Source organism: Micromonospora hortensis, assembly GCF_022230935.1.
GTDB classification, from domain to species: domain Bacteria; phylum Actinomycetota; class Actinomycetes; order Mycobacteriales; family Micromonosporaceae; genus Micromonospora; species Micromonospora hortensis.
In genome coordinates, this window is the sequence record NZ_JAKKFE010000012.1 from 224,301 (window position 1) to 249,723 (window position 25,423).

Consider the following 25,423-nt stretch of genomic DNA (forward strand, 5'->3'; position numbering starts at 1 on the left):
TCAACCCTTCACCGCACCGGCGGTCATGCCGGACACCACGTACTTCTGCACCAACAGGTAGAAGGCGACGGCGGGCAACGTGAACAGGAAGGCGACAGCCATCACCGTCTGGATCGGTGTACCCAGTTCGCCGATGAAGTTCGCGATGCCGACGGAGGCGGGTTGCAGGTCGGGGTTGAAGATGAACGTCACCGCGAACACGTACTCGTTCCAGGCGTGGAAGAAGGCGATGACCGCTGTGGCCGCGATCGACGGCGCGATGAGCGGCACGTTGATGCGGGTCAGGGTGGTGAAGGGCCGGGCGCCGTCGGCGCGCGCGGCCTCCTCCAGCTCCTTCGGGATTCCGTCGATCGCGCCCTTGAGGATCAGCGCGACGATCGGCAGGACGAAGGCGGAGTTCACCAGGACGAGGCCGGTCAGCGAGTCGAGCAGTTCGAAGCGGCGGAACAGCGCGAACAGCGGGACGACCATGAGCGCCTCGGGAAGCATCTGCGTGAACAGCAGCACAACGGTCAGCACGGCCTTGCCCCAGAACGAGAACCGGGACAGTGCGTAGCCGAGCGGGATGCCCAGGCCGACGGAGAGAACCATCGTGCCGACGGCGATGATCAGGCTGTTGAGCAGCCACCCGGCCGCCTTGCCCTCGGCGAGCGCGTCCACGAAGACCCCGAACTGACCGAGGTCGGGCGTGAGCCGGGGCTGATCGGCGAAGAGGTCGCTGTTGCTGGTTAGCGCGGTGACGAACATCCAGTACAGCGGGAACACCGCGACACCCAGCACGACGAGCACGGCGACGATCCGTGCGGTGACACCGAATCGGAAGCGCCTCATCGGACGTCCCCCTTCTCCACGGCACGGGCGACCAGGCGGCTGCCGATGATGACGATGAGCGAGATGACGACGCCGACCATTCCGATGGCCGCCGCCGATCCGAGTTCCTTCGAGTCGAACGCCTGCGAGTAGAGGTCGATGACGAGCGTCTCGGTGGCACCGACCGGTCCGCCCTTGGTCATCAGCCAGATCAGCTCGAACCGCCGCAGCGACCAGATCGTCATCAGCAGGGCCAGCAGGCCCACCGTCGGCTTGATGACCTGCCAGGTGACCGCCCGGAAGGTGGCCCATCGTCCGGCGCCGTCCACTGTCGCGGCCTCGTTGAGGTCCTGCGGGACGGACTGCAGGGCGGAGAGCAGCACCACCGAGGTGAACGGGAACAGCTGCCAGATGGTCGTGGCGAGCACCGCCGGCAGCGCGTAGCGCGAGCTGTCCAGGATGGCCCCACCCGGGACGCCGAGCCCGACCGCGTCGAGGAAGCGGTTCACGATGCCGTACTGCGCGTTGAGCATCCAGGTGGCGATGAGCGCGACCGCGATGCCCGGGGCGGCCCAGGGGACGGTCACCAGCGCCCGTGCCACGCCCCGGCCGCGAAACTTCTTGTTGAGCAGGAGCGCGACGGCGAGCCCGGCGCCGATCGCGACGACCACACAGGTGATCACGTAGACACAGGTGATCAGCAGGGTGCGGTGGAATTCGGGGTCACCGAAGATCCGGTTGTAGTTGTCGAGCCCGACCCACTCGCTGCGGGTGGGATTGAGCAGCCTCGTCCTGGTGAAGCTGAGGTACACCTCCTGAATGAGGGGCACCGCCTGGAAGACGAGGATGAACAGGGCGGCGGGTGCCAGGAACAGGTAGGGCGTCCACTTGCTGCCCAGCGGGCTGGGCCGACGCCGGCCTGAGGGTGTTGTCTTCGGTGCTCCGGTCTGCTCGACCACAGTCATCGGGTTCGGTCCTTCTGGGGGAAGGACGCTGCCGGCGCACGGATCGTCGCGCCGGCAGCGTCGCCGTGTCGAGCGGTCAGCGCACCAGTTCGGTCGCCTGCTGCTGGGCGCGATCCAGTGCCGACTTGAGGTCGGCCTTGCCCTGCAGTGCCGCGACCACGTTCTGCACAACCACCTTGCGGATGTCCGGCGTCTTCGCCTCGAACCCCAGCACGATCTGCGGCAGGCTGGACTCGGTGAGCCCGTCGAAGACGGGGAGGAACGGGGTCGCCTTGAGCGCCTCCGCGCTGCGCTGCGTGGTGGTGGCGACGCTGCTCGCGCCGAGGATCTCCTGCAGCTTCACCTGGTTCTGCGGCTCCAGCGCCCACTTGATGAAGGTGCCGGCCTCGTCCTTACCCTCGCTCGCCTCGTTGATGACGATCGGTGCGAGGATCGCGCCCTGCTTGCGGACCGGGAACGGGATGGGCGCGACGGTGAAGTTCAGCTTGGCGTTCTGGCCGCGGGTGGCGGTCACGTAGCCGCCGTTGTTGAGCTCCATCCCGACCTTGCCCTCGGCGAACATCCGCCGGAACGTCGCCGCGTCCGCGCCGCGCGGGATCACGTTCGCGTCGTACAGGTCCTTGAACGCCTGGAGACCCTTGAGGTTCTCGGGCGAGTTGATCGTCAGGTTCTTCCCGTCGGACCACGCCCCGCCGAAGCCGTAGACGTAGTTGAAGATGTCCTGCCAGACACCGGCCTCCTCTGCCTCCGTCTGGCGGAACGCCAGGCCGAAGACGTCACCCTTGGTCAGCGACTTCGCGGTGGAGGCGAACTGCTCGTAGGTGGTCGGGGGCGTCGGGATCAGGTCCGCGTTGTAGAACATCGCGTAGTTCGACGCTTCGAAGATGACGCCGTGCCGGACGCCGTCGTGGACCATGAACTGGTCCGGCTGCTTGAGCAGGTCGTACTTGCTGGCGTCGATCATCTTGTCCAGCGGCGCGACGAGGCCGGCGTCGGAGGCCGCCTCGAACTCGGGCATGTCGAAGCGAATCAGGTCGGGGCCCTTGCCGCTGCCCATCTGCGTGAGCACGGTCTGGCCGAAGGTCGGGTACGGCACCGCGGCGGCGGACACCTGGACCTTGGTCTGGCTCTGGTTGAACTCGTCGAGCCACTTCGTCAACAGGGGCCCGCGGCCCGGGTCGCCGAAGGTCGAGGCGGCGAAGGTCAGTTTGGTGACGCCGTCGCCGGAGTCGCCGTCCGAGCCGCAACCGGTCAGGAGGGTGGCGACCAGGCCGAGGGCGCATGTCGCCCTGGCGATGCCGAAATGAGCGCGCTTATTACCCATCGTTACTCCACTGTTACGTGTTGGCATCGAACCGATTAAATTGCAACGATCGTAGCGTCATGTGCAACGGTGTCAAGTGGCGATTGCGCATAGCGTCATCTATATTGCATAATGTGCAATGAGAGCGACGGCGTTGCCCGTCGCGCGAGGGGAGACACAGCCTTGGCGCAATCAATCCGCCGCGCGATCGACCTCATCCGTCGATCCGCGGAGCACCCGCTGTCCCTCACGGAGGCTGCGGACGTGCTCGGCGTCCACAAGTCCACAGCCCTGCGCATCCTGCAGACACTGGAGTCCGCGCGCTTCGTCCGCCGTACCGGCGCGGGCACCTATGTGCTCGGCAGCGGCCTGATCGAGCTGTCCGAGCTCGCGCTCGGCTCGATGGACCTCCGCCAGCCCGCTGCCGCGCACCTGCGGGCGCTGCAACGCGCGACCGGCCACACCGTACACCTGGCGCAACTGACCGGCGACGAGATCATCTATATCGACAAGGTGGACAGCCCGGCGTTCGACGCCGTCAAGCTGCCCTCGCGGGTGGGACGCGCGGTGTCCATCTACGCAAGCGCTGTGGGCAAGACGATCCTGGCCTACCTTCCCCGGCAGGAACGCGACCGCCTTCTCTCCCACGTCGTCTTCGAGAAATTCACCGACACCACGTTCACCGACCACGGCGCCCTGGAGGCCGAACTTGCCCGCATCCACGACTGCGGCTGGGCAGTGGACAACGGCGAGCACGACGCGTACGTGATGTGCGTGGCCGCGCCGATCAGGGACTCTCGGGGACAGGTCATCGCCGCCGCCTCGATCACGGCGATCGAGGTCATCGCAAGCCTCGACCAACTCAAGAGCAACCTTCCGCTGCTCCTAAAGACCGCCAACGAGATCTCGTACGAGCTCGGCTACGCGCCGCCCGCCTTGGCGAGCCAGGACGGTGAGATCCGCTCCGCGACCTGAGCGCGCACGTCCCGGGCGATCACCGCGTTGTCGGCGCCGACCCGCCGGTGACGCGGTGGTGCTCGTCGGTCTCCATATCGATGAAGGCCTGGATCATTGCCCGGTAGATCTGTTCGATCAGATCCGGGTCGGCGCCGGCCTCGCTGGCCACCGTGCGGACCCGGGCCACCACCTGCGCCACCCGGTCCGGCGCACGGACCGCCTGAGCATCGCTCTTGAGCGGGGCTGCCTGCCGGACCAGTGCCTCCCGCCTGGCGAGCAGCCCAACCAGTTCTCGATCCAACTCGTCGATCCGCGCACGGATCTCGGTCAACGTCGCCGCAGTCTCTGCCACGCCGGAAATCGTCGCACGACGCCGACACGATCAGGCGACCCGTTCGCCCGCCCGTCCTCGGCGGCTCGACAGGGCGGCACGGGCACCGTCGACTTCCTGCTCGCGGACGCCTGAGCCGTTCACTCAGCGCAGCAGCGCCATCCGGTCGATGATGGAGTCGAGCAGCCCCGGCGGCCACGGGAACAACGGCGCCGCCACCTGGAGCTGGGCGAATCCGTGCAGCCCGACCCAGAGGGCCGTCGCGTCGGCGAAGAGGTCCGCGCTGGTCGATCGTTCCGCCGCGACGCAGTCGGCGAGCGTACGCCGGAAGACCTCGAAGGCTCCCATGCCGAGCACGGCGAGCTCGTCCGCCATTGCCGGGGCCCGCTCAAGCGCCTGCCCCGCATCCCAGACGGCACCGAACATCACCCGGTACTGATGGGGCCGGCGTTCGGCGAAGGTCAGGTAGGCCACGCAGATCGCGCGCAGGCGCTCGACCGGATCCGCGTCATCCAGTGCGCCCAACTCCTGCTCGAGGATGCCGAACGCGCGTTGCGCGACAGCGAGCAGGATCGAATCCAGGTCCGGAAAGTGCGGATAGATCGACGGTGCGGAGATGCCGGCCCGCCGGGCGACCCCCCGCAGGGTCACGTTCTGCGGCGGGTCGTCCTCCAGGAGCGCCATGGCGGCGTCGAGGATCTCGTCGCGCAGCTGGGCACCTTCGCCGCGCTTGTTGCGGGCCCGCGTTCTCGGTGTGGTCACACTCTGACTTTACAGGCGTTAGGCGAGGGCGTAAGTTAACGGCTGTAAGTTCACAGGCGTTACCTAAGGATGGAGCCTCTCATGACCACCGCTACCGCTACCCAAATCGACACCGCCGGCCCCGCGCACCGCGCGGACCTCGTCGGCCGTGGGCTGGCGGCCCTCGCATCCCTCGCCACCGGCGTCGCGTTCGTCAACGGCGTACTACTGACACTCAACGCCAGCGACGATCGCCTGTTCATCGAAGGCTGGCGAGTCTCCAGCTTCGGCATCTTCGCCGCGCTCTTCGCCCTGCTCGCGGTCAGGCCCCGACAAGCGGCCGGTGTCTGGGAGATCGTTCTCGTCGGCAAGGCCGCGCTCGTCGTGTTCGGCGCGCTGATCGGAGACGTCCCCGAGGCACGCCTGTCGGCCATCATCGACTTCGGGCTCGTCGCCGTCGTCGCGGCCGCCTACCTGCTGTGCCGTGGCTGGTTGGCGTGGCGTCCCGCGACCACCAACCCGACCCGATGACGGAGACGACAATGCCCCCCATCTCGCCTTCCCGGCGCGTCGACCGTACCGTCATCATCTCGATCTGGACGGTCCCGGTCCTGGTCGTCGGCCAGTTCGCCATGCTGGCCATCGTCCCGGTCGTCCTTGCGCTGACCGTCAGCCTGCGGCACGCCCACCTACACGGACTACGCCGCTGGACGGGAGCACTCGCCACCGCCTACGCCGTCCCGCTGATCCTCTGGGCCATCGGGCCCGACCGCGCCCCGAGCCTGTCCAAGGACATGCACCCGGTCTTCGCCGCACTCATCGTCGTGGCCGCGCTGGCCGCGGCAACTGCCTTCCACCTCGGCCGTCGTCGACCGAGCAGGCCCGACGGCTCGTCGAGCGAGCAGCAGCACTTCCGACCCGCGCCGTGACCGATCCGCCTCTCCCCCGCCTGCACGGAAGCGTCGGGTCGCCCGTCGCCGTCATCGGACGGCGACGGGCGACCCGAGCGCTCAGTATCGAGGGAGCGGACCCCACTGATTGACGGGGTCGTCCAAGGAGTGACGGGTCAGCGGAGCGGCAGGGTGGCCAGCGCGAGGTTGGGGTCGATGCCGGTGCTGTACGCGGCACTGAGCACGTAGACGGTGCGGCCACGCACAGCCACCGAGGTCGGGTTCTGCAACCCGTCGGCGGCGGTCATCAACGTTCGGGAACGGCCGGCCGCGTCGACGCCCACCACAGTGTTCGGTCCGTTCAGCGTCGCGATGACCTGGTGGTCACCGACGAAGGCGAAGTCGCTTTCGAACCCGGCGCCGCTCACCGTACGTCGGCACGCCGGTGTCCTCCGGCCGCAGCTGGGAGCGCCGGGCCTGGAGGAAGTCGCCGAGCTGTCCTCTCGCGTTCATGGCTCGAAGTATTGCGAGCCCTGCCGGCCCCAGCCACTCCCTGCCAGGGGTAGGCACCGCAGGCGACCGGTACCGGTCGAGGCGATCAGCGGGCGGCGTCGCTGCCGCTGGCGGCGCCGGCGCGAAGGCCCTGATCGATGAAGTTGATCAACCAGGTGAAGCTCTCGTCGACGGACACGTCGATCTGGAAGCCACCGGCCGCCTCCAGGGTGGCGAAACCGTGCAGGACGCTGCGCAGCGTCCGCATGGCGTGGATCTCCTGGCCGGGATCCAGGCCGTACCCGCTCAGCATGGCCGCCCAGGAGGCGAGCACCCGTTCGCTGGCCGGGATGAACGGGTCGTCGGGGCCGGTCGGGCGGGTGGCGTTGGCGGCTGCGTATCGGCCCGGGTGTTCCCGCACGTACGCCCGCATCGCCTGCGCGCCAGCGGCGAGGGCATCGCTGCCGGACCGGCCCTGGATGCCGTCGCGGATGGCATCGCCGGCCTCGGTCATGGCCAGGACGGCGATCCGGTGCGCCAGCTCGGCCTGGCTGGTGACGTGCTTGTAGAGCGAGGGGGTCTTGACCCCGAGCCGTTCGGCGAGCAGACCCATGCTGAGGTTGTCGAAGCCGACCTCGTCGACCAACGCGGCCGCGGCCTCGGTGACCGATGCCGGGGTGAGCCGGGCCTTAGGCATTGGTCAGCGTCCGGGCGAGGAAGGGCAGGGCCAGGGCGAGGACCTCGTCGGGCGTCTGGGCGTGCGGGTAGTGGCCCGCCCCCTCGATGACAGCCAGCTCGCCGAGCCCTCGCGGCAGGTCGGCGAGGATGCGCTCCCCCTCGGCCCGCGGGTCGGCCCAGTCCGGGTCGGCGCTGCCCTGGATCACCAGGACCGGGCAGGTGACGTTGGGCAGTTGCCGACCGGCGTCGTCCGGGCTGCTCTTGGCCATGGCCTGGAGGACCTTCATCCGGCCGGGCTCACTCATCGTGGCCTCGATGCGCGTCAGCTCGCTGTGCCAGTCGGCGGGCTTGGTGGGGTACGCCAGGTCGAGGTACCTACGCCAGTTCGCCAGGCTGCCCCGCAGGAGAACCTGCGCCAGTTGGGTGAATCCGGCCCGGAAGCGCTTCACCCGCACCAGCCCGCCAAGGTCGAAGGACTGTGCGCGGGTGAACGGCGCCAGCTCGATGGCGCCGACGATCAGCTCGGGCGCGGTGGCGGCGGCGATGGTCGCGGCACCCCCGCTGATCGACTGGCCGATGATCACGGCCGGCCCGCCGAGATGGCGCACGACCGCGACGAGATCACCGGCGATGTCGGTACGGCTGTAGCCGTCCCAGCCGAGGCTGGAGTCGCCGCAGCCACGGATGTCGACGTTGGCGACCCGGTATCCGGCCGCGGCCAGGGCCGGGGCGAGGAAGCGGTAGGAGTGCCGGGTGTCGCCCATGCCGTGCGCCAGGACGACCAGTGGGCCCTGCCCGGTGACCTCGTAGGCGATGGTGTTGCCGGCAATGTCCAGGTATTCGGTCATGACGTCCTCCAGTGAAGCTAACGTGATTAGCTAAAGGCTAACCGCGTTAGCTTCAGAAGGCAAACGCCGGTCCCCGCTACTTCCCTCCGCCCATGCCGAGCTGGGGATAGAGGGCGTCGGGGGCGGCGACCGCTCCAGCCGGCCGAGCGACAGTGACTGTCGTACCGAAGTCGCTGTAGCGCAGCGACGCGTTCGGCAGCCCGCTGGCCTCCGGCATCAGGAAGCTGACCAGCCGACCCTCGGTGTCCAGCGATGCCCGGAACGCGTGGCTGCGCGCGCTGTCCGGGAAGACGGCACCGGGACCGGGGCGGAAGCTGATCCCGTTACCGGCGCCAATCCGGGTCGCGTCGAGTGTCCCCGAGATCTGCGGGCCGTCAGCTCGTGCGGTGACGATGGCGTCGATCAGGCGGCCCGAGCCGCCGGAGTCGTTCCTGCCCGGCGCGAAGCTCAGGCCGAAGTCCGACGGCATCCGGGCCGGGTCGAGGGCCATCCACCCGTCGCCGACACCGGGCATGGGTAGACCGGTCTTCATGTAGACCTCGTCGTCGATCATCCGGATCTCGATGACCCCACCCGGCGCCGAAATCTTGGCGTTCAGACGCTTGTGGACGTTGTCGGTGTGCGACAGCGTCGTGATCTGGCTGGCGATGTCGACGTCGCTGCGATAACTCGTCTGATTGACGAACGCCGTGCCCCCACGCAGCAGACCGATCGCCTCAGCCGTCGTGGTGGCATCAGCACTGGCGGCCGACATCGGGGCGGATTCAGTCTTGGGTGCGTTCTCGGTCGGCGCGCCAACCGAGCAACCCAGCAGGAGCAGGCCCGCAGAAATGCCGGCCAGTGTGGCTCGACGCGTCATGGCCATCACGGTAGGCCGCCTCAGCAAGGTCTGGTGCCCCATATAGTGCCGCGATGGAAACGGACACTGTACGGCAGGCTTACGGGTCCGTCGCGGAGCTCTACATCGAGCTGTTCGGCACGGGCCAGCAGGTGGACACCGACGACCTCGCCCTCATCAGACGACATCTGGGCAGCCGACCCGGCCGGGTGCTCGATCTGGGGTGCGGGCCCGGCCACCTCACCGCCTACCTTTGTGAGCTGGGCGTCGACGCAACGGGAATCGACCTGGTCCCCGAGTTCATCGCGCATGCGCGCGCGTCCCACCCGGGCGTCGAGTTTCACATCGGTTCGATGGAACGCCTGGACGCCGCCGAGGACTCCATCGACGGCATCCTGGCCTGGTACTCGTTGATTCATCTCCCGCCGCCGGAGGTCGACGGCATGCTCAAGGAGTTCCGGCGGGTGCTGGTCCCGGCCGGGCGGTTGGTCCTGGGCGTCTTCGACGCCGAGGAGGTCGGCGCCTTCGACCACAAGGTCCTGACCGCCTACCGCTGGCCGGTCGACGAGATCTCCGAACGACTCGGCCGGGCCGGTTTCCAGGAGGTCGAACGCCTCCGGCGACCCGGCACCGACGAGCATCGACGGCTTGCCGCCGTCGCGGCGATCGCGGTGTGAGGACGCCGAGGGCCGGCCTCCCCTCGTGGGAGACCGGCCCTCGCCCGGCTGAGCACCCGCGTGGACGCGGGCGTCCGTTAGAGCGCCAGCGCGATCAGGCGCTGAGCTTCCCGGCGATCTTGACGACCCGCTCGGCCATGTGGTCGAGGGCAGCGAACTGGGCGTCGCCCAGCGGGGCGTCGTTGCTTCCGCCGGTGACGTGCGAGACGCCGTACGGGTTTCCGTCGGCGAACTTCAGCGGGTCGGTGTAGCCCGGGGCGACGACCAGACCACCGAAGTGGTGAACGGTGTTGTAGAGCGCCAGAAGGGTCGACTCCTGACCGCCGTGCGCGGTCATGGATGCGGTGAAGCCCGCGTACACCTTGTCGGCGAGCAGGCCCTGCGCCCACTGCGGGCCGAGGGTGTCGATGAACTGCTTGAGCTGGCTGGCCACGTTGCCGTAACGGGTGGGCGTGCCGAACAGCACAGCGTCCGCCCAGACGACGTCGTCGGCGGTGGCCTTCGGCTCGTTCTTCGTGGCGTCGAAGTGCTGGCTCCAGGCGGCGTTGGAGGCGACGGCCTCGGCCGGGGCGAGCTCCGGAACCTGACGCAGCCGCACCTCGGCGCCCGCCTTCTCGCCGGCCTCGGCGAGGCGCTTGGCCATGGCGTGGAGGGTTCCGGTGGACGAGTAGTAGATGACGGAGAGCTTGGTCATCGGAGGCATCCTTCCCAAAGTAGTTGCCGCTGATAAATTTGCGGCCGCAACAATCTCGACTGTAGCAGCCGCCTCTGCGGCACCCCAACGTCCTGACCATGCCCACCTGCGTGACGCAGCACACCACTCGACAGACGGGGGCGGACCGCGGCCGCCCGGCCGATGAGACGGAATGATTCGGGCCCCTACGATGAGGCGATGGACCCCGCGGGGGCGCCACCGGCGGCGCGGTACCAACTGCTCGGGCCGGTCGAGGTGCGGTCGGCCTGCGGGGAACGGCTGGCCCTCGGCACGCCGATGCGGGTGCGCCTCCTGGCCGTACTGATGTCGCAGCCGGGCGCCGGGTGGTCCATCGACCAACTCGTCGACGAGCTGTGGCAGGGACGCCCACCGAAGACGGCAGCCGGCAACGTGAAGACCTATGTCTGGGCGTTGCGCCGGGCGCTGCGCGCCCCGGGCTTCCCCGACCCCGCCATCCTCGCCGGGCCCACCGGCTACCGCCTCGCCCTGGACGGGCTGACAGTGGACAGCGTGGCCTTCGACGACCTGGCCCAGCGCGGGTATTCCGCGCTGCGGCACTGTCACTGGGCAGCCGCCCAGGAGTCGTTCGAGGCCGCGTTGGCGCTCTGGCGTGGGGAGCCGTTCGCGGGCCTCCCCGGCTGGGGCGTGTTGCTCTCCGTCCGAGCGCGGCTCCAGGAGCAGCGGTCGAGCCTGGCCGAAGAGGTCGCGGACCTCCAACTGCGCGCCGGACGGCATCACGAGCTGATCGAACCGCTGCGGAGCCAGGTCGACGACGATCCGCTGCGCGAGCGCCCATGGGGGCAACTGATGGTGGCCCTGGCGCGGACCGGCCGGCGGGCCGACGCGCTGGCGACGTACCGGCAGCTCCGCCACCTCCTCGCCGAGGAGGTGGGAGTCGAGCCCGGTCCCGACATCCAACACCTGCACACCCGCATCCTGCGGGCGGAGCGAGAGCTGTTGACATCCGATCCGCGGCCACCGGAGAGAATCGCGCCGCGAATCGTCCCCCGGCAACTGCCGGCCCCACCGACGTTGTTCACCGGCCGGGCCGGGGACCTGGCCCGGCTCACCACGCTGCTGCTCGGTGACTCCCCCTCTGCCAGCATCGTCGTCATCACCGGTACGGGCGGCGTCGGAAAGAGCTGGCTGGCACTGCGCTGGGCGCACGACAACCTGCATCACTACCCCGACGGGCAGCTCCACGTCGACCTGGGGGGATTCGGCACCGCGACGCAGGAGGCGTCACCCTCAGCCGTCGTCGTACGCTCGCTTCTGCCCGCCCTGGGTGTGAAACCCCTGGAGATCCCGGCGGAGCCGGCGGCCCAGTTCGCCCTGTACCGCAGCCTGACCGCGGACCGACGGCTGCTCGTGCTGCTCGACAACGCCCGCGACGCGGAACAGGTGCGGCCGCTGCTTCCGGGGTCGACAGGCTGCGGTGTGCTCGTGACGAGTCGCCACACCCTGCCCGGCCTGGTCGCCACCGACGGCGCCCATCCCCTCGCGCTGGACCTGCCCAGCGACGACGAGGCGCGCCAACTGCTCGTCCGCCGACTGGGTGCGCAGCGGGCCGCCGCGCAGCCGGCAGCGGTGGACGAGCTGATCCGACGTACCGCGCGGTTGCCCCTGGCCCTGTCCATCGTGGCCGCCCGAGCCGCCGCCCGGCCCACATTTCCGCTCCAGGCCATCGCCGACGATCTGGCGGCGAGCCGGGGCGGGCTCGCCGCCCTGGCCACCGACGATGCCGCCACCGATGTGCGCACCGTGCTCTCCTGGTCGTACCGACTGCTCAGCGTGGACGCGGCCCGACTGTTCCGCCAGATCAGCCTGCACGCCGCCCCGGACGTCAGTGGGGCGGCGGCGGCCAGCCTCGCCGGGGCGCCACCGCACCTGATCCGGCCGGCGCTCGACGAGTTGACCCGGGCGAACCTGCTGGCCGAGCTGTCCCCCGACCGCTACCGCTGTCATGATCTGCTCCGCGCGTACGGGGAGGAGCTGACGCACACGCTCGACCGTCCGGCCGACCGTAGCGCCGTCCGCAGGCGCGTGCTGGACCACTACCTGTGTGTCGCTCACGACGCGGCGAGGCTGGTCGACCCCGGCTGGCAGCCGCTCGATCCGCCGCCCCTGCGCGCCGACGCGTCACCGTCGGCGTTCGCCGACCACCGGGCCGCGTTGGCCTGGTTCACCATCGAAGCGCGGGTGCTGCTGGCCGTCGTCGACGACGCGGTAGCGCACAGCTTCGACGCCCACGCCGGGCAGCTCGCCCAGTCCCTCACGCCCCTGCTCAGCCGGCTCTCGCAGTGGCACGACCTGGCCACCGTGCAGGCCGTCGCGGTCACTGTCGCGCAGCGTCGCGCCGACCCCCGGGCCGAGGCGCTGGCCCACCGGGATCTCGCGCTGGCTCACATCCAGCACCGCCGGTTCGGTGCGGCCCACCATCACCTCCAGCGCGCGATGGCCCGGTACGACCAGGCCGGCGACCGCCCGGGGCAGGCCAGCACCCACCTGCACCTCGCCTGGCTGTCCGACATCGAGGGCGACGCCGGGGCGGCACTGCCGCACGCCAGGCGGGCGCTGGCGCTGGCCAGCGGCACCGACGACCGGCTCGGCGAGGCGGCGGCGCTCAACGCCATCGGCTGGAGCCACGCGCGGCTGGACGAGCACGCTCGCGCCATCACCTATTGCAAGCAGGCGCTCGCGCTCTATGAGGAGGCCGAGGACCGGCTCGGTGCGGCAAACACCTGGGACAGTCTCGGGTTCGCCCATCACGGCCTCGGGAAACACCAGACCGCGGCGGACTGCTACCGGCGCGCGCTCACGCTCTATTCCGATGTCCAGGACCCGTGCGGAAGGGCGGACACGCTCGTCCGCCTCGGCGACATTCATCAGACGGTGGGCGACCACGACACCTCGGTCGACCTGTGGCGGCAGGCGTTGGCGATCCTCGACCGCGTCGGTCATCCACAGGCCGCGGTGCTGTCCGAACGACTGGCCGCGTACCGATGAAATCCCCGCGCCGGCCGTCCCCGGACCGGCATGGATCCGACGTGGACCGGCCGTCGGCAGGCTGGACGAATGTTGACCACGAAGAGAACCACCTTCCGGCATCCGCCCGGGGTTGATCGTCGACGGCGGCGGCTCCTCGGCAGCCTCTCGGCCGTCGTCGCGGTCCTCGTCGCCCTCTCGCTCAACGCCCCACCGTCGCTCGCGGGCACCACGCCAGCCGACGCCGACGGCACCGGGCCGGCCACCGTAGACACCACCGGCGGGTGGAACGGTCGGATCGACTGGCAGGCGTGCCCGGAACGGCCCGACGATCCGGGCACGCGGTGCGGCACCCTGCGCCTGCCTGTCGACTGGGCCCGACCGGGAGGGGAGACCTTCCCACTGGCGCTGGCTCGGCGCACCGCCACCGACCCGGCCGCCCGCATCGGTGCCCTGGTCTTCAACCCCGGCGGTCCGGGCCTGTCCGGGGTGGACGTGGCACTGACGGCCGAGAGCCAGCTCGGGCCGGACGTGCTGCGCCGCTTCGACATCGTCGGCTTCGATCCCCGGGGCACCGTCCGTAGCGCGCCGGTGCGCTGCTCATCGGCGCTGCTGGCCCGGCACCCCTCCCTGACGCCCGCCGACGCGGCGGAGTTCGAGCGGCTCCGCACCTACAACCGCCAGCTGCGCGACGACTGCCGCGCCCAGAGTGGCCCCCTGTTCGACCACCTGGACAGTGTGAGCGTCGCGCGCGACACCGACGCCATCCGGGCCGCACTCGGTGAGCGGCAGCTGAGCTTCTATCAGTGGTCCTACGGCACCCTGATCGGGCAGTCCTACGCCGAACTGTTCCCCGACCGTGTCCGCGCACTGGTCATGGACAGCGTGATGGACCACAGCCAGGGGGTGCGGGAGTACTTCCGCGGTGGTGCGGCCAGTAACGAGGAGCTGTTCCACGAATTCGTGACCTGGTGCGAGCGGAACTCTGGTTGCGCGCTGCACGGACGTGACGTGCCGGCGCTCTACGACCGCCTGATGCGCCGCGCCGACGCCGGCACGCTTGTCGACGCGACCACCGGCGCCCCGCTGACCTGGTTCGAGCTTGGGTTCGCGACAGTCGTCAACTTCTTCGACGCGACCTGGGCCGATCTCGCGAACATGCTGCTCGCGCTGGAGCGGGGCGAGGCCGCCGCACTCGCGTCCCCGATGGTGCCGGTCGACGGCGACGAGACCCTGACCGAGTACGCCCTGCCGGCGTTCTGCCAGGACTGGTCGCTGCCCGTCGACGGGTTCGCCGACTGGAACCGGTACCTCGACCTGTCCCGCGCCACGGCACCGCACCTGCGGGCCTCCCCGTTGGCAGTCCGCTTCGCCGCGATCTGCCTGGGCTGGACGGCGAACAACCCACAACATCGGCTGCGGGTCCGGACGAGCGCGCCGCTGCTGGTGCTCAACGGGCGGTACGACCCGGCCACCCCGTACGACGGGGCCCAGCGGGTGGTACGCCAGCTCGGCAGCCGTGGCCACCTCGTCACCTACGAGGGGTCGGGCCACGCCAGCTACCCACGGACCGAGTGCACCCGTCGTCAGGTGGAGCGGTACTTCATCACCAGAAGCACACCGCCGGTCGGCGCTAGCTGCCCGGCCGCCCCGGTCTGACGGGTCGACGTCATCACGGTGACGCCCCAGCTCACGGCAGGTGGTGCGACCGGTCCGACGGAGCGTCGGTCAGGTCCCCTACCCCGTCGGCTGGGGCGTCGCCGCAACCGTTTCCGGTCAGGAGCCGTCGGGCGGGTCGGCGGGCTGCTGTCCCGGCCAGAACGGCCACTCCTCGAATGAGCGGCACCGCCCGTCGTCAGCGAATCGCATGACCCACAGGTCGCGGTACTCCTGGTCGACCGGGTCGCCGTAGCGGACCTCCTGGCACGACACGGCGGTGTCACCCTCGACCGCGACGATCTTCGTGGTCAGCTGGAACACCTCGTCGGGGCCCTTGCGCTGCTTCTCCCACATCCGGGCGATGGCCGGCAGGCCGACGACGGGCGTCCAGTACGGCCCCTGCTGGTAGCTCGCGTCCTCGGTGAAGAGCGTGACCAGCGCGTCGGTGCCCGGGGTCCGCCAGAGTCGCTCGTAGGTGGCCAGCCAATCCGCGACGTGCTTCCTGTCCATGGCCCTCACCTTGCCATCCGAGCGCCGGTCAGCTGGGAAAACCCGCAGGCCGCAGGTGGTGCACCCATCGAGGCGCTGGCCGGCCTCGGCCCTGGACACCCTTGACATCGAAAGCTTCAGCCAGCCACACTCCCGATGCTAATTCGATTTAGCGACCATCGAAGCCCTCAACTCCCCGCACCGGACCAGACCGCGACGAGCGACCACCACAAAGGAGTCTTCGCGCATGAGGGAAACGACCGGAAGACGCAGGCTCCGGCTTGCGATCTCGATTCTCGCGCTCACGGCACTCGGAGCGGGGGCCGCCGTCCCCACGCCGGCTGCCGCCGCCGGCAGGCCCGCACCAGTGCCCGGTGCGACGGTCAAGGCGGACCGCACCTCACCGACCGGACAAACAGTCACCTTCGTCTACCGCAATCCCCACGCCACCCAGGTCCGCCTCGCCGGAGACCTGACCCTGCTCGACGTCAACACCGGCACCACGCGCTACCAGCCGGAAGAGTGGCAGCCGGGGCGCTACCACGCGGGCGGCACCGAGTTCCTCCGAGAGATGACCAGGGACCCGAAGGGGAACTGGTCGGTCTCGGTCCCGCTGCACGCCGGAGGTCTCAGCTACTGGTACCGGGTCTGGGACCCGACGCGGGGCTGGGAGAACAAGCGCATCTGGGACCCCGCCTCGACGAACCCCCGGCCGCCGGGCGACTCCTCGTTCCGGGTCAGGAACAACGACGTGCTCGACGCCGTGCACGTGCCGTACGCCAAGAAGCAGGACGACCCGGTGCTGAAGGCGCGTGCGGACTACGAGTTGCCCGTGGTCGACCGCGCGAAGCGGGGAACCGTCCGGTACGTCCCGTACACCACGATCCTGGGCGACAGCGGCCACTACCTCGGCGTCTACCTGCCGGCCACCTACGACGCCAACCGCGCGAAGCCGTACAAGGTCGCGTACCTCGCCCACGGCATCTTCGGCGACGAGACCGATTTCATGGTCCCCGCGAACGTCCCGAACATCCTGGACAACATGACGGCCAGGGGCGAGATCGAGCCAACGGTGGTCGTCACGATGGGCAACCACTTCACGGGCACCGGCCTCGGCTTCGCGTCCTACAACCAGACCAACGCGGCAAACAACCTGGTCCAGACGATCCTGCCCCTCATCGAGAGCAGCTACAACGTCTCGACCGAGCGCTCCGGGCGGGCCTACGCCGGGTTCTCGTACGGCGGGATGACGGGCGGCGTCGTCATCAGGAACTACCCGACCACCTTCGCGTTCTACGGACACTTCTCCGGCAATCCGTCGCTCACCACGCAGGACTACGACACCATCGCGAACGCGGTCGGGGACGACAACCTGTCCGTCTTCCTCGGCAATGGCATCTTCGAGGGCAACCTCAACGCCCAGAACGCCATCGCGAACAACTTCCGGGCCAGGGGATACGCCGCCGCGACGACCCAGGTCCCCGGCGCGCACGACGGAATGACGGCGGGCCAGCTGTTCACGATCTTCGCCCGGGATCACCTGTGGTCGGGGGTGGACTCCGTGTCGGTGACGCCGGCGACGGTGAACCTGACGAAGGGCTGGAACTGGGCCAGGCAGTTCACCGCCCAGGTGAGGACCAACGAGGGTGTCAGCCCGGCGGTGACGTGGTCGGTCCAGGGAGCGACCTCCACCGGCACCACCATCTCCGCGGCGGGTCTGCTGTCGGTCGCCGCCGCGGAGACCGCGTCGTCGCTCACCGTCGTGGCGACGTCGGTGGTCGATCCGACACAGTCACGCTGGGCTGAGGTCACACTGACGCCTCCGGGCCCGGCACGGGTCGCGGTGCAGGCGAAGGCCACGCCGGCCTCGGTCGTCAGCGGTGGCACGTTCACGCTGACCGTCGACGTACGGGCACAGTCTCCGCACCGCAAGGCTCCGAAGGTGACCGGCGAGGTCGCCGTCACCTTCGGCGGCACCACCCAGGTCGTTCCGCTCCGTGGTGGTGCGGCCGTCGTCGAACTGCCGACCGGCGGGCTGCCCGCAGGGGTGTACCCGGTGCACGTCGCCTACTCCGGCGACAGGGTCCACGCCCCCACCGCAGCGGTCCACCAGCAGCTACGGGTTCGCTAGCCAAAGGCGGTGGTGGGCCGGCGACCTGTCGTCGTCGGCCCACCGCCAGTTGTCCGGCCGGACCGTCAGCTCACGCCCCGAACCGCCTCGATGATGGTCTCGGCGACCTCGCTCGGCCGGGCCACAGCCATCGCGTGGGAGCCGCCGACGACCTCGCGCTGCCCCCGGGGGTTGGCCCGCTCGGCCATGAACCGGTGCACGTCGGCGGGGATGTTCTTGTCAGCGTCCCCGAACACGAACCAACTGGGCAGCGACCGCCAGGCGGGGTCGCCGGTGAGCTTGCCGCCCAGGCCTTCTTCGGTGATCGGCCGCTGGGTCCGGGCCATCAGCGCGGCCACGTCGTCCGACGAGTCCGCGCAGAACTGCGCGTGGTACTGGTCCTGGCCGATCGCCACCTCGTTCCCACCGCTCGACAGCGGGTACTGCACCAGCGTGTCGGCGAGCGTGCTGCCGGGGAACTTCGCCGACAGCGTCATTGCCGACTCTCCCGTGTCCGGAGCGAAGGCGTTGACGTACACGAGGGCCCGCACCGAGGTGTCGCCGGCCGCGGCCTGCGTGATCACCATGCCGCCGTACGAGTGGCCGACGAGGACGACAGGACCGCCGATCCCGCTGACGACATCCCGCACGTACGCGGCATCGCCCGCGACGCTCCGCAGCGGGTTCGCGACGGCCACCGAGTCGTACGCGGCGCCCAGCCGCTCGAGCACACCGTTCCAGCTCGCCGACTCGGCGAACGCACCGTGCACGAGCACGATGGTGGGCTGTGGATCAGGCATGACAGGTGCCCCCTCACTCCGTGAAGCTGTTCACCGCCGGTCGCACTGGTACGCCTGGATACCCGTTACGCGAGTGTGAAACGTTCGGCCCGACGGCTTGCGCCCGGCCTGCTGAACGTGTCGGTCGGGGCCGCGCCGGGCGTCCGGTGTCCCACCGTCGCCGTAAGGTGCACCAACCCGACGGGAAGGAGGCTGTGGTGGCTGCGACGACGTCGACTGAGACGGTGGCCGAGGTGATGGCCGAGCTGGCCGAGTTGGAGGACCCGAAGGCACGGGAGGTGAACGCCAGACACGGTGACGATCATGCGGTGCACCTCGGCGCGCTTCGCGCGCTCGCGAAGCGGCTGAAGACGCAGCACGACCTCGCGCGCCAACTCTGGTCGACGGGCGATGCCTCGGCGCGGCTGCTGGCAGTTCTGATCTGCCGTCCCAAGGCGTTCGAGCGGGACGAGTTGGACGTCATGGTGCGCGAGGCGCGCACCCCGAAGGTGCACGACTGGCTCGTGAATTACGTGGTGAAGAAGAGCCCGCACTCCGAAAATCTGCGGCGGGCCTGGTTCGCCGACCCCGATGCCGTGGTCGCGAGTGCCGGCTGGGCGCTGACCACCGAACGTGTGACGAAGAAACCCGAGGGTCTCGACCTTCCGGGGTTGCTCGATGTGATCGAGACCGAGATGAAGGACGCGCCGGATCGCCTGCAGTGGGCGATGAACCACTGCCTGGCGCAGATCGGCATCGAGCACGCCGAACACCGCGCTCGGGCGATCGCCATCGGCGAACGCCTTGAGGTGCTGAAGGACTACCCCACCTCCCCCGGCTGCACGTCTCCGTTCGCGCCCACCTGGATCGGCGAAATGGTGCGCAGAGCGGGATAGGCAGCGGGTTCTCGGTCAGCCCGCATCGGCGGGGTCGACGCCGTCTCCCGCGCGCCCCTATAGTGAGTTCCATTATGGGACTTACTGCGTTCTGGCGATGGTGGGTCGCCGGCACGACGAGCCAACTCGGCTCGGCGGTCGGCACACTGGCCCTGCCGCTGACCGCGCTGACAGTGCTCCACGCGTCGGCGTTCGAAATGGGTCTGATCACGGCGGCGGGCTACCTGGCGTACCTTCTGATCAGCCTGCCGGCGGGCGTGATCGTGCAGCGCCTGCCGCTGCGCGGCATGCAGGTCGTCCTGGATCTGGTCCGGGCCCTCGCCATCGCGTCGGTCCCGCTGGCCTGGTGGTACGACATGCTGACGGTGGCCCAGCTGGTCGCGGTCGCCCTGGTGGTGAGCTTCGCCAATGTGCTGTTCGACGTGGCGAACCAGACCTTCCTGCCGGAGATCGTGCCGCCCGCGCAGTTACAGGCCCGCAACAGCCTCACCTCGGGCACACACGCCGCCACCGCGCTGGGCGGGCCATCCCTGGGCGGTCTCGCCGTGCAGGTGCTGGGTGCGGTGCCGACGCTGTTCGTGGACGCCGTCAGCTACCTGCTCTCCGCCGTGCTGCTGCGCACCCTGCCGGCCCGGCGGGTGCAGCGACCGGCCGAGCGGCCGCCGATGATCACGATGATCCGCGAGGGCTGGCACTTCGTGCTTCGGCACCCGATCATCGGACCGGCCATGTGGGACGCCACCGCGACGAACTTCGTCAACGGCGCCATGCTCGCCCTGTTCCCCTTCTACCTGGTGCGTGAGCTGCACGCGTCGCCGCTCATGGTCGGGCTGTTGATCGCCGCCGACGGCCTCGGCGCGCTCATCGGCGCGGCGTTGACGACCCGCTTCACCGATCGGTTCGGCACCGCACGCGGCCTGATCATCGCGGCCTTCGTCGGCGTGGTCGGCGCGCTCATCATCCCCCTGGGCACCGGCACCGCCGCGTTCCTGGCCTTCGCGGTCGGAAACCTCATCTTCGCGAGTTCCACTGTGGTGCTCAGCGTGACCACCCGCACCTACCGGATGCTCGCCAGCCCACCGGAACTGCTGTCCCGGGTGATCGCCACTGTCAAGTTCGTGTCCTGGGGCGCCATCCCGCTCGGCGGCCTGCTCGCCGGCATCCTGGCCGGGCCACTCGGCGCGCGAACCACCCTGTTGATCTTCGGGGGGCTCACCGTGTTGTCCCCGATCATCTACCTGTCGACGCCGATCCGCCGACTGCGCGACCTGCCGCTCGACCCCACGCCGACACCCGCCGAGGCGAGGGTGTGACCCGATCGGGTGCGCTCCCGGTCCGTCCACATCGTTCACCGGAGATATCGACAGAAGGTGTAGCCCCCGGTCCCCCGGGGCAAGAACCCGCACATGGAGGGAACGGCAGGGTGCGAGGGTCAACAGCTCGGCCGGCGGCACCGCACCGGTGAGCCGGACCTGGCAGGCCTGGCGACCGCGCTGCCGGCGGCCTCCCTCTGATGCGGCTGAGGCACAGCCTCCCCCCGGTGGCGCTCGGCGCGGTGGCGCTCGGCGCGGCTCTGGGCGCCAACCCTGCCCACGCCGACACCCCATCGCCGTCGCGGCTCCCGCTGGTGGAGGTCGCCACCTCGCCGGAGGCCATCACGGTTTCGGTGGCCGACCTCGTCGAGGTGCGGCTGACCGTCCCTTTGCCCCTGCCGACCGCTGCCGTCTCCCTGCCCCTGCCCCTGCCCCTGCCGTCGACGGACCCGCTGCCCCTGCCGTCGGCCGTTCCGCTGCCGACGCCGTCGGCCGAGCCCTCCACCACCCGGCCAAGTCGGCCGGCCGGCACACCGTCGCCGCAGGCCACACCCGCGCCCTCGGCATCCCCGAAGGCACGGATAGCCTCACCGCCATCGCCGGCACCGTCGACGCGTGTACCGGCGACGGCGACCCGAAGCGGCGCTCGTGGCACGTCCGATGGTCACGCGTGGGCGCAGGCACGGGCGACGATGACCGCCGTCACCGGACAGCGGCCCAACCCGCCCGTCCGTCCCGCACCGGGGCCACCGGCGTTCGTGCTGGCGCTCGCGTCCGCACCGACCGGCGTCGGCGGCGGCGGCGCTGATCCACCCACGTCAACAGCCGAAGTTTCGCCGCCCATGTCGCCGCTGCGGCCAGGTCTTACCGTCACCGCCGTCGACAGGCGCGCTACCAGCCGTCCCGTCGAGCGGGGTCCTCCCCCGCCCCGACACCTCCTGATCACCCACTCGCGTCCACGACGTTGATCAGGAGAGGTTCATGGAAATCGCCGTTATCTGGATCCCCGCCCACATCGAGCCGTCGGAGCCCGCCGTCGCGAGGTGTCTCAGCCACCTTCGCGAACACTCCTACCGATTCGCAGGAATCATGCGGGCACCCTGGGAGACCGTCGAGCAGACGATGATCGACGGGGAGGTGGATGTCGTCGTCATCGCCGACTTCGCCCACCTCCCGCCGGATCGGTCCCCCCGGATCGAGCTGGCCAGCTCCCCCGACGGCGTCGCGGACGAGGACCGAACGGTTCCGGACCCACAGCTCGACTGACACCAGAAAGCGCCCCGTCCGCTATGGACGGGGCGCTTCGTCGAAGTAGCAATCTGCCGTCGTCCACGGCGTCGCGCTCATCGGCGAAGTGTCGGGGCCGAGAGGGCAGAATGTCGGGCGGTGGCATCATGCCGCCATCAACGGGACTGACAGGGAGCAGACCATCGGCACCTCCGACACGATCACGCTGTGGCGGCCCACCGGGCAGGCCGAACTCGACCTCGTGGCGGCGGCCGGCTGGCGGGCTTGGCCACCACGCCTTCCCGACCAGCCGATCTTCTACCCCGTGCTCAACCGCTGGTACGCCACGAAGATCGCCCGCGAGTGGAACGTCCCCGCCAAAGGCGTCGGTTACGTGACCCGGTTCGACGTGCGACGTTCCTACCTGGACCGCTACGAGGTTCAGCAGGCCGGTGGTCGCGATGTGCTGGAGTACTGGATTCCCGCCGAGGAACTCGACGACTTCAACGCCAACATCGCCGGCGCGATCACCGCCGAGGCCGAGTATCGGGGGGCAGTCGACGACGAGGAGTTCACCGACGCGGAGGAGGCCCTGGGGCGAGCGCTGCCCGAGGCGTGGCGCACCTACCTGCGGGGCGAGTCGTGGTTCCGGCGGGGTTGGATGGCCACCGAGGCGTACGTGTGGCTCAATTCCCCACGCGAGATGCTCGAGCTGCATGAGGCATGGGACCAGGCCACCGCCGCGCACCCCGGTATCGCGATCATCGGCGGTGACGGCTCCAGGGAACAGCTCGTCCTCGACCTGCGCAGTGACCCCGCCCCGGTGCTGCTTGTCGACATCGCCAGTGGCGGGTGGGACACCGCCATCCGGCAAGCCGACGATGTCAGCCAGCTCATCGACCGCATCGAGGCGGGCACCTTCGCGTTCGACCTGGAGGACTGACCCGAGCCGGGCAACGAGCTACCGCTGCCCCGGCCCGGTCACGACGCCCCGGCGAATCCCCGGGTCAGGCAGCGACGGCCGCCCGGACGTCGTCGTCGGCGGCGCGCAGCCGGGCGGCGGCCTCCTCGGCGGTGCAGTTCGCCAGCAGCAGCACGATGGCCGTCTTGGCGTGCCCGTTCGCCGCCGCGAGCGCCCGCGCGGCCGTGTCGAGGTCGGTGTCGGCGGCCTCGGCGACGATCCGCCGCGCCCGGTCGACGAGCTTCTCGTTCGTGGCGTTCATGTCCACCATCAGGTTGCCGTACACCTTGCCGAGCCGTGCCATCGTGGCAGTCGAGAGCATGTTGCAGACCAGCTTCTCGGCGGTGCCGGCCTTGAGCCGGGTGGAGCCGGTGAGCACCTCGGGGCCGGTGGGCACCTCGATGGCGACGTCGGCGTGCCGGCTGGTCACCGCGTCGGTGTTGCAGGCCACCGAGACGGTCGCCGCGCCGAGCGCGCGGGCGTGATCCAACCCACCGACCACGTACGGGGTACGGCCGCTGGCGGCGAGCCCGACCACAGTGTCGCGGGCGGTCAGGCCGACGGCGTCCAGGTCGGCGACGGCGCGGGTCGGGTCGTCCTCCGCGCCCTCGACGGCGACGCCGAAGGCTCGTGCCCCGCCGGCGAGCAGACCGATGACCCGCTCGGGCGTCGTACCGAAGGTGGGTGGGATCTCGACGGCGTCGAGCATGCCGATCCGGCCGCTGGTGCCGGCGCCGAGGTAGATCAGCCGTCCGCCCTGACGGAGCGACGCCACTATGACGTCGACGGCGGCGGCGATGTCCGGCACGGCCCGGCGGACGGCGTCGGCGACCGTCTGGTCCTCGTCGTTCATCGCGAGAAGCAACTCGGTGGGAGACATCAGGTCGAGGTCGCCGGTCTTGTCGTTGCGGGTCTCGGTGCCGAGGGTGCTGAGGTCCACGGGGTGCTCGTTCCTCTCGCTGGTGTGCAGTCGCCGGCCGGCGGGGAGAGGGCCTCCGGTGGCCCGGCGGCTCGCCGTCGAGCGTGTCCTCGCGACCGGCCGCCGCGGCCAGGCCGAGGGCGCAGCTGCGAACAGTCCCCGTATCAGCAGGCTGAAACCACAGCGTAACCAGCCCGGACGGGCAGTGGCAAAAAGTTTCGCGCTAGGCTGGCCCAACGTCACTTATTGACAACCGCTGGTTGGGAGCGAGCCGTGCGTCAACTCGACCTCGTCGTGATCGTGCTGTACCTCGTGGTGATCGCCTACGTCGGACTACGCCTGTCCGGTAAACAGAAGTCCGCCAAGGACTACTTCGTGGGCGAGGGTCGACTGCCCTGGTGGACCGTCTCGTTCTCCGTGGTCGCCACTGAGACCAGCGTCCTGACCGTGATCAGTGTTCCCGGCGGCGCCTACAGCGGTCAGGGCTTCGGCAACGTCGAGCTGGCCCTGGGCTACGTCATCGGTCGGGTCGTCGTGGCCGCGGTGCTCATCCCGCTCTACAAGCGGGGTGGGTTCGTCAGCGCCTACCAGTACCTCGGTGAGCGGTTTGGCCTGAAACTCCAAGGGCTCGCGTCGGTGACGTTCGTCTTCACCCGCCTGCTCGCCGAGGGTGTACGGCTGTTCGCCTCGGCCATCCCCATCAAGCTTCTTCTCGACGAGTTCGGGCTGAACGTCGGCTACCAGGCCATCATCGTCGTCCTGACGCTCATCACTGTGGTCTACACCTACCTCGGTGGCATCAAAGCGGTCATCTGGACCGACGCCATCCAGATGGGGCTGTACCTGGGCGGGGCGATCCTCGCCATCGCCGTGCTCAGCCACGCCGTCGGCTTCGACGGCTACTCGCAGGCGCTGGACGCCGGCAAGTTCCAGCTCTTCGACACCAACTTCGCCCTCTCGCACGTGCTCACCAGCCCGTTCGCCCTGCCGACCGCGATCATCGGTGGCGCGATCTTCGCGATGGCCAGCCACGGGTCGGACCAGCTGATCGTGCAGCGCATCCTGTCGACCCGCACGCTGCGCGAGGGGCAGAAGGCCATGATCTCCTCGGGCATCTTCGTGGTGATCCAGTTCGCGGCGTTCTCCCTGGTCGGCGCGCTGCTGTGGTCGTACAACAAGGGTCAGACCTTCAAGGAACTCGGCCTGGCCAGCAGCGACAACCTCTACCCGAGCTTCATCCTGCACGCCCTGCCGGTGGGCATCTCGGGTCTGCTGGTGGCCGGCATCCTCGGCGCCGCCATGGGCTCGCTCTCCTCGGCGCTGAACTCGATGTCGAACTCCACGGTCGCGGACTTCATCCACAGCTTCTTCCGCAAGGTCCCATCCGACGACGCGATGCTCCGCCTCGCCCGGGTGATGACCCTGGTCTGGGCGGTGCTGATGGCGGTCTTCGCCTGCGCGTTCAGCTCCAGCACCGGAAACGTCTACCTGACCGGTTTGACCATCGCCGGCTACACCTACGGGGCGCTGCTCGGCGCCTTCCTGCTCGGCCGTCTCGTCAAGCGGGCCAACCAGGTCGACGCGGTGATCGCCTTCCTGGTCACCGTGGCAGTGATGACCTACATCGTCCGCTACGTGAAGATCGATGTGACGACCGCCGGGACGACCACCGCCACCGCCATCGCCGCGCAGTGGCTGGTCCCGATCGGCGTCCTGATCACCCTGGTCGTCGGCGCGGTGTCCAGCCGGTTCCACCCGGCCCCGGAGACACCGTACGACCATGGACGTCGCGACGAGATCGACGACGACGCGGCGGCGACGCCAGCCGGCCGGGCGTGAA

At 69.7% G+C, this 25,423-nt stretch carries 24 protein-coding genes and 1 pseudogene; 12 read left to right on the plus strand and 13 right to left on the minus strand.

The features are described 5' to 3' along the window. From NIE111_RS09540 to NIE111_RS09550, 3 genes are all read right to left on the minus strand, one after another. Entirely contained in the window at positions 1–831 is an 831-nt protein-coding gene (locus NIE111_RS09540; protein WP_238684027.1) for a carbohydrate ABC transporter permease, read from the minus strand. Further along, positions 828–1,775 (minus strand): carbohydrate ABC transporter permease, encoded by a 948-nt coding sequence (locus tag NIE111_RS09545; protein ID WP_238684028.1) that lies wholly within the window; start codon positions 1,773–1,775, stop codon positions 828–830. The genes NIE111_RS09540 and NIE111_RS09545 overlap by 4 nt, the downstream gene beginning before the upstream one ends. A 76-nt stretch (positions 1,776–1,851) precedes the next feature. Beyond that, the gene (locus NIE111_RS09550) at positions 1,852–3,099 is read right to left on the minus strand and encodes an ABC transporter substrate-binding protein (protein ID WP_238684029.1); all 1,248 of its coding nucleotides are present in this window, start codon (positions 3,097–3,099) and stop codon (positions 1,852–1,854) included. Between the two features lie 111 nt (positions 3,100–3,210). Here NIE111_RS09550 and NIE111_RS09555 point away from each other — a divergent pair, with 111 nt between their 5' ends. Next, positions 3,211–4,053, plus strand: a complete 843-nt coding sequence (locus NIE111_RS09555; RefSeq protein WP_238684030.1) for an IclR family transcriptional regulator — start codon at positions 3,211–3,213, stop codon at positions 4,051–4,053. A gap of 19 nt (positions 4,054–4,072) precedes the next feature. Here NIE111_RS09555 and NIE111_RS09560 read toward each other — a convergent pair whose 3' ends face one another. Beyond that, positions 4,073–4,387 carry a chorismate mutase gene (locus tag NIE111_RS09560; RefSeq protein WP_238684031.1) on the minus strand — a complete coding sequence of 105 codons (315 nt, stop codon included), beginning with the start codon at positions 4,385–4,387 and terminating at the stop codon, positions 4,073–4,075. 123 nt (positions 4,388–4,510) lie between these two features. Next, the gene (locus NIE111_RS09565; RefSeq protein ID WP_238684032.1) at positions 4,511–5,128 is read right to left on the minus strand and encodes a TetR/AcrR family transcriptional regulator; all 618 of its coding nucleotides are present in this window, start codon (positions 5,126–5,128) and stop codon (positions 4,511–4,513) included. An 81-nt stretch (positions 5,129–5,209) separates the two neighbouring features. On the opposite strand from NIE111_RS09565, the gene NIE111_RS09570 reads away from it, so the two are divergent. After that, on the plus strand, positions 5,210–5,638 hold the full coding sequence (locus NIE111_RS09570; protein WP_238684033.1) for a hypothetical protein: 429 nt from the start codon (positions 5,210–5,212) through the stop codon (positions 5,636–5,638). Between the two features lie 11 nt (positions 5,639–5,649). Next, positions 5,650–6,036, plus strand: a complete 387-nt coding sequence (locus NIE111_RS09575; RefSeq protein WP_238684034.1) for a hypothetical protein — start codon at positions 5,650–5,652, stop codon at positions 6,034–6,036. Between the two features lie 137 nt (positions 6,037–6,173). On the opposite strand, the gene NIE111_RS09580 is transcribed toward NIE111_RS09575, so the two are convergent. The 4 genes from NIE111_RS09580 to NIE111_RS09595 form a co-directional block, all read right to left on the minus strand. Continuing rightward, positions 6,174–6,425 carry a hypothetical protein gene (locus NIE111_RS09580; protein ID WP_238684035.1) on the minus strand — a complete coding sequence of 84 codons (252 nt, stop codon included), beginning with the start codon at positions 6,423–6,425 and terminating at the stop codon, positions 6,174–6,176. Between the two features lie 170 nt (positions 6,426–6,595). Further along, on the minus strand, positions 6,596–7,186 hold the full coding sequence (locus tag NIE111_RS09585; RefSeq protein WP_238684036.1) for a TetR/AcrR family transcriptional regulator: 591 nt from the start codon (positions 7,184–7,186) through the stop codon (positions 6,596–6,598). Further along, the gene (locus tag NIE111_RS09590; RefSeq protein WP_238684037.1) at positions 7,179–8,015 is read right to left on the minus strand and encodes an alpha/beta fold hydrolase; all 837 of its coding nucleotides are present in this window, start codon (positions 8,013–8,015) and stop codon (positions 7,179–7,181) included. The genes NIE111_RS09585 and NIE111_RS09590 overlap by 8 nt, the downstream gene beginning before the upstream one ends. A gap of 76 nt (positions 8,016–8,091) precedes the next feature. Next, positions 8,092–8,874: a hypothetical protein gene (locus tag NIE111_RS09595; RefSeq protein WP_238684038.1), complete on the minus strand. Its 783-nt coding sequence runs from the start codon at positions 8,872–8,874 to the stop codon at positions 8,092–8,094. Positions 8,875–8,927: 53 nt separating this feature from the next. Between NIE111_RS09595 and NIE111_RS09600 the strand changes: the two genes are divergently transcribed. Beyond that, positions 8,928–9,530, plus strand: coding sequence for a class I SAM-dependent methyltransferase (locus NIE111_RS09600; RefSeq protein WP_238684039.1), 603 nt, complete (start codon positions 8,928–8,930; stop codon positions 9,528–9,530). Between the two features lie 94 nt (positions 9,531–9,624). Here NIE111_RS09600 and wrbA read toward each other — a convergent pair whose 3' ends face one another. Next, a complete protein-coding gene (gene wrbA / locus NIE111_RS09605) occupies positions 9,625–10,233 on the minus strand; it encodes an NAD(P)H:quinone oxidoreductase (RefSeq protein ID WP_372488296.1) in 609 nt (202 codons plus the stop codon). Between the two features lie 189 nt (positions 10,234–10,422). Between wrbA and NIE111_RS09610 the strand changes: the two genes are divergently transcribed. Then, positions 10,423–13,251, plus strand: coding sequence for an AfsR/SARP family transcriptional regulator (locus NIE111_RS09610; protein WP_238684041.1), 2,829 nt, complete (start codon positions 10,423–10,425; stop codon positions 13,249–13,251). A gap of 69 nt (positions 13,252–13,320) precedes the next feature. Continuing rightward, positions 13,321–14,889, plus strand: a complete 1,569-nt coding sequence (locus NIE111_RS09615) for an alpha/beta fold hydrolase (protein WP_238684042.1) — start codon at positions 13,321–13,323, stop codon at positions 14,887–14,889. A 117-nt stretch (positions 14,890–15,006) separates the two neighbouring features. On the opposite strand, the gene NIE111_RS09620 is transcribed toward NIE111_RS09615, so the two are convergent. Next, the gene (locus NIE111_RS09620; protein ID WP_238684043.1) at positions 15,007–15,399 is read right to left on the minus strand and encodes a YybH family protein; all 393 of its coding nucleotides are present in this window, start codon (positions 15,397–15,399) and stop codon (positions 15,007–15,009) included. Positions 15,400–15,745: 346 nt separating this feature from the next. Between NIE111_RS09620 and NIE111_RS09625 the strand changes: the two genes are divergently transcribed. After that, positions 15,746–17,509 carry an alpha/beta hydrolase-fold protein gene (locus tag NIE111_RS09625; RefSeq protein ID WP_238684044.1) on the plus strand — a complete coding sequence of 588 codons (1,764 nt, stop codon included), beginning with the start codon at positions 15,746–15,748 and terminating at the stop codon, positions 17,507–17,509. Positions 17,510–17,574: 65 nt separating this feature from the next. Here NIE111_RS09625 and NIE111_RS09630 read toward each other — a convergent pair whose 3' ends face one another. Continuing rightward, positions 17,575–18,288: an alpha/beta fold hydrolase gene (locus NIE111_RS09630; RefSeq protein WP_238684045.1), complete on the minus strand. Its 714-nt coding sequence runs from the start codon at positions 18,286–18,288 to the stop codon at positions 17,575–17,577. A 236-nt stretch (positions 18,289–18,524) separates the two neighbouring features. Between NIE111_RS09630 and NIE111_RS09635 the strand changes: the two genes are divergently transcribed. The 4 genes and pseudogenes from NIE111_RS09635 to NIE111_RS09650 form a co-directional block, all read left to right on the plus strand. Continuing rightward, positions 18,525–19,163 carry a DNA alkylation repair protein gene (locus tag NIE111_RS09635; protein ID WP_274530921.1) on the plus strand — a complete coding sequence of 213 codons (639 nt, stop codon included), beginning with the start codon at positions 18,525–18,527 and terminating at the stop codon, positions 19,161–19,163. Between the two features lie 74 nt (positions 19,164–19,237). Continuing rightward, a complete protein-coding gene (locus tag NIE111_RS09640; protein ID WP_238684047.1) occupies positions 19,238–20,476 on the plus strand; it encodes an MFS transporter in 1,239 nt (412 codons plus the stop codon). Positions 20,477–21,457: 981 nt separating this feature from the next. Then, a complete protein-coding gene (locus NIE111_RS09645; protein ID WP_238684048.1) occupies positions 21,458–21,742 on the plus strand; it encodes a hypothetical protein in 285 nt (94 codons plus the stop codon). 163 nt (positions 21,743–21,905) lie between these two features. After that, positions 21,906–22,253 (plus strand): annotated as a pseudogene (locus tag NIE111_RS09650) (ADP-ribosylation/crystallin J1); the annotation flags it as partial. 457 nt (positions 22,254–22,710) lie between these two features. Here the strand turns inward: NIE111_RS09650 and murQ are convergent. Then, a complete protein-coding gene (murQ, locus tag NIE111_RS09655; protein ID WP_238684049.1) occupies positions 22,711–23,604 on the minus strand; it encodes an N-acetylmuramic acid 6-phosphate etherase in 894 nt (297 codons plus the stop codon). A gap of 252 nt (positions 23,605–23,856) precedes the next feature. Between murQ and NIE111_RS09660 the strand changes: the two genes are divergently transcribed. Beyond that, entirely contained in the window at positions 23,857–25,422 is a 1,566-nt protein-coding gene (locus NIE111_RS09660) for a sodium:solute symporter (RefSeq protein WP_238684050.1), read from the plus strand. The last annotated feature ends 1 nt before the right edge of the window (position 25,423 follow it).